The organism is Streptomyces sp. NPDC047525, from assembly GCF_040643025.1.
GTDB lineage: Bacteria > Actinomycetota > Actinomycetes > Streptomycetales > Streptomycetaceae > Streptomyces > Streptomyces durmitorensis.
This window is the reverse complement of sequence record NZ_JBEYTL010000048.1, coordinates 1-3920: the sequence shown is the minus strand read 5'-3', so window position 1 is coordinate 3920 and position 3920 is coordinate 1. Positions and strand designations below refer to the sequence as shown.

At 70.7% G+C, this 3920-nt stretch carries 4 protein-coding genes; 2 read left to right on the top strand and 2 right to left on the bottom strand.

What is annotated here, in order from left to right; all coding sequences use genetic code 11:
• Positions 1–75, bottom strand: a 75-nt coding sequence (locus tag ABZ833_RS45540; RefSeq protein WP_271058894.1) for a biotin carboxylase N-terminal domain-containing protein, incomplete at its 3' end; no start/stop codon positions are given.
• 68 nt (positions 76–143) lie between these two features.
• Positions 144–1268: an ATP-binding protein gene (locus ABZ833_RS45535; protein ID WP_361060008.1), complete on the bottom strand. Its 1125-nt coding sequence runs from the start codon at positions 1266–1268 to the stop codon at positions 144–146.
• 289 nt (positions 1269–1557) lie between these two features.
• Here ABZ833_RS45535 and ABZ833_RS45530 point away from each other — a divergent pair, with 289 nt between their 5' ends.
• A complete protein-coding gene (locus tag ABZ833_RS45530) occupies positions 1558–2064 on the top strand; it encodes a flavin reductase family protein (RefSeq protein WP_361060005.1) in 507 nt (168 codons plus the stop codon).
• A gap of 228 nt (positions 2065–2292) precedes the next feature.
• Positions 2293–3920, top strand: a 1628-nt coding sequence (locus ABZ833_RS45525; RefSeq protein WP_361060002.1) for a beta-ketoacyl synthase N-terminal-like domain-containing protein, incomplete at its 3' end; no start/stop codon positions are given.

Here is a 3920-nt window from a genome sequence, read left to right as displayed (position 1 = left end):
TACGCTCGCGATCCCTGCATCCCGGCATGCCCGAGCAACGCGGACAGCGATTTCGCCACGGTTGGCGATGAGCACCTTGCGCACGATGGCTCCCTTTCGGGTCAGTTCGGTGGTTCAGGGGACTGCTGCGGCACGGCTTCGGTTCAGCGCCGCAGCGGCAGTTGTACGTCGACGCGGGTGCCCTGGCCCGGCGTACTGGTGACCGTGAGCCGACCGCCCAGGTCCTCCATGCGGTCGGACATCGCGCGGATGCCCAAGTGGCGGTGGTCCGCGGTGAGTTCACGTGCCGTGTCGAATCCTGGGCCGTCGTCGCCCACCGCGGCGTGGGCCCATCGGCGGGTGACGCGCACGGTGACGGCGACCTTGCTGCCGGGGGCATGACGCAGGCTGTTGCGCAGGGCCTCGCGGACCGTGATGAACATGCCGCGGCGGTGCGTCTCGGACAGGAGGTTCTCGTTGCCGGTCCACTTGACGCTCACCGGGGTCTGCGGCGGGAACTCCGCGGCGACGAAGTCGTCCAGCGCGTCGCGCAGGGTCGGCACGGCCAAGGAGTCACGCAGGTCGTGCAGGATCTCCCGTACGCCGCCCTCCGCCTCGCGCAGGTGCGTGTCGACGGCGTCGGCGTCGAGGGCCGTGGCGCGGCCCAGGCCGCTGCGTGCGGCGGCGAGGGCCGCGCCGACGTGGTCGTGCAGGTCGCGGGCGATGCGCCGCCGGGTGCCGCGACAGCAGTCGGTGTCCTCACGGCGCCGGGACGAGCCGGTGCGCAGCCGGCGGCCGAGGGCGCGTACCGTCTCGGCGGCGCGGGCCGCCGTGTCGTCATGGCCCGAGGCTTCGACGAGCTCCAGGCAGACGCATTCCATGAGCAGGGCGGTGGCGAGCGCCAGCTGGTAGGGCGTCACGCCCGCTTCCCGCAGCGGGCGTTCGTCGGCCTGCGTGTGGCGGAGGAGGTGGCCGCGTCCGTACTCGATGAGGGCGGCGTGGGCCCGGGCGTCGGTCACCGGGGCCAGGGCGGAGGCCAGCGCGGTCCTGTACCACTGCAGCGCCGCCGACTCGCGGTCGGACACCGCCCTCGCCCGCGGCGGTGCCGCACGGAGGGCGGGCGCGGCCAGGGGCTCCGCTTCGAGCGTCCCCGCGTCGGCCCGGTGTCCGGGTGCGCGGCGGGCGGCCGCGCGGGCGAGGCCCTCCTGGAGGGCTTCTGCCAGGCGGCGGGGGAAATCGGCGGAATCCATGGGAGGTGAATTCATGGTGCGCTCGCTTGAACTGACCATGCCGGAGAATTTATCCGAAGGACACCGGCGGCCGATCACCGTCCGGAAATTCTCCGCACCGCCCCCTCGAGAGGCGCCAGTTACCCGTAGATGACCTCCCTTTCACTCTTTCCGTCGACCACGTCGGGCTGCGGTGTTCCCGGCCGGGTCAGAAGACCGGCGACCTGAGCGGCCAATTACTCGGCAGTGCCAGGAGGTTCGTCCGGCTCCCGTATGTTCCGTCTTCAATGGTTTACACGAAGGGCGCGACATGAACTCTGTAACCGAAGAAACCGGAGGGGACCGGGCGATGGCCACAACGGCTGCCGCACCGGCTTCGCTGCGGGAGGTCATGGCCCGGTTCGCCACAGGGGTCACGGTCCTTTCCACCGGCGGCGAGCACATCCACGGCATGACCGCCAACGCGTTCACCTCCGTCTCCCTCGATCCGCCGTCCGTGCTGTGCTGCGTCGGCCAGAGTGCGGTGATGCACGAGGCCATCACCGAGGCCGGCCATTTCGGCGTCTCCATCATGGAGGCCGACCAGGAGGACGTGGTGCGGTTCTTCGCGGACAAGCAACGGCCGCTGGGGATCGAGCAGTTCCGCCGGATCGCCTGGGCTCCGGGGCCGCGCACGGGTGCTCCGCTGCTGACCGGCGCTCTCGCCTGGCTGGAGTGCGACCTGTCGGCCGCATACAGCTTCGGCGACCATTCCATCTTCGTCGGACAGGTCGTCGAGGCACGGCGCGGCAGCGGTCAGGACGGGCTGTTGTTCTTCGACGGCGCGTTTCAGCGGGCGGTCGCAAGTACGGCGTGACAGCGCCTCCGATATCGCGTGGAGCGCATCTCATGACATCGACGTGTCAAGTGATGTCAAGGGTCGGTCAATTGATGTTCAGAACCCGTTATGTATCGGGCCGTTGATTATTCGGCAAGGAAAGGGCAGCCGAGCGTGATGACGAGCAAGGGCAATTCTACGGAGAATCTCGATCCGCGTACGAAGGAGAAGGCCGTCGCGGTCGTCGGAATGTCTTGTCGGCTTCCGATGGCGCCCGATCCTGCCGCTTTCTGGGAGCTCCTGCGCAGCGGCACCGGCGCCATCACCGACGCACCACCCGAGCGTTGGGATTCCCTGGAGCCCGCCGCGCAGGCGGGTGTCCGCAGGGGCGGGTACCTGGACGGCATCGGTGACTTCGACGCCGGGTTCTTCGGCATCTCGCCGCGCGAGGCGGCGTCCATGGACCCGCAGCAGCGGCTCGTCCTCGAGCTGGCCTGGGAGGCGTTGGAGGACGCCGGGATCGTGCCGTCGGCGCTGCACGGGACGCGTACGTCGGTGTTCGTGGGCACGATCCGCTCCGACTACGAGAGCCTGATCGGCCAGCACGGCTCCTCGGTCATCACGCAGCACACCATGACGGGCGTCAACCGGGGCATCATCGCCAACCGCGTCTCGTACCACCTGGGCCTGCGCGGCCCCAGCCTCACGGTCGACACCGCCCAGTCGTCGTCACTCGTCGCCGTTCACCTGGCCTGCGAGTCACTGCGTACCGGCGAGTCGTCGGTGGCCGTCGCCGCCGGCGTCAACCTGAACATCCTCGGCGAGACCGCGCTCACCGAGGAGCGCTTCGGCGGCCTCTCCCCCGACGGCGTGCCGCGCACCTTCGACGCCGGGGCCAACGGTTTCGTGCGCGGCGAGGGCGGCGGTGTCGTCATCCTGAAGCCGCTCGCGCAGGCCGTCGCGGACGGTGACCGCGTCTACGGCGTGATCCGCGGCAGCGCCGTCAACAACGACGGCGCGACGCCGGGTCTGACCGTGCCGAGCGGCGAGGCACAGCAGCAGGTGCTGCGCGAGGCGTACGACCAGGCGGGCATCGACCCGCGCCAGGTCCAGTACGTCGAGCTGCACGGCACCGGTACACCGGTGGGCGACCCGATCGAGGCGGGCGCGCTCGGCGGGGTGCTCGGCGCCGGCCGCGATGCCGGTGACCGGCTGGTCGTCGGCTCGGCGAAGACGAACGTCGGTCACCTGGAGGGCGCGGCGGGCATCACCGGGCTCATCAAGGCGCTGCTGAGCCTGAGCCACCGGGAGATCCCGGCCAGCCTGCACTACGCCTCCCCCAATCCGGCGATCGACCTGGACGCCCTCGGTCTGTCCGTCGCCGGTGAGACAACCGCCTGGCCGCACGGGGAGCGTCAACTGGTCGCGGGTGTCAGCTCGTTCGGCATCGGTGGCACCAACTGCCATGTGGTGCTGACGGACGGTCCGGCGGTGGACACGGCACAGCCCACGGACGAAGAGGCACCCGGGGCCGGTAACGACGTGCTGCCGTGGGTGGTCTCCGGCCGTGGCGTCGACGCACTGCGCGCGCAGGCCGCCAAGCTGCGGGACTTCCTGTCCGACGGCGCGGCGGCCTCGGCCCCTCCGGCCGCCGTGGGGGCTTCCCTCCTGGCCACCCGTACCGCGTTCCCCGACCGGGCGGTGGTGATGGGGCAGGAGCGTGCGGCTCTGCTGGCCGGGCTCGGCGCGGTCGCCGACGGACTCCCCGCGCCGGGGGTCGTCACCGGCTCAGTCCAGGACGGCAAGACGGCTTTCCTGTTCACGGGTCAGGGCGCTCAACGCCTGGGCATGGGACGGGAGTTGTACGACACCTACCCCGTCTTCGCCACCGCCCT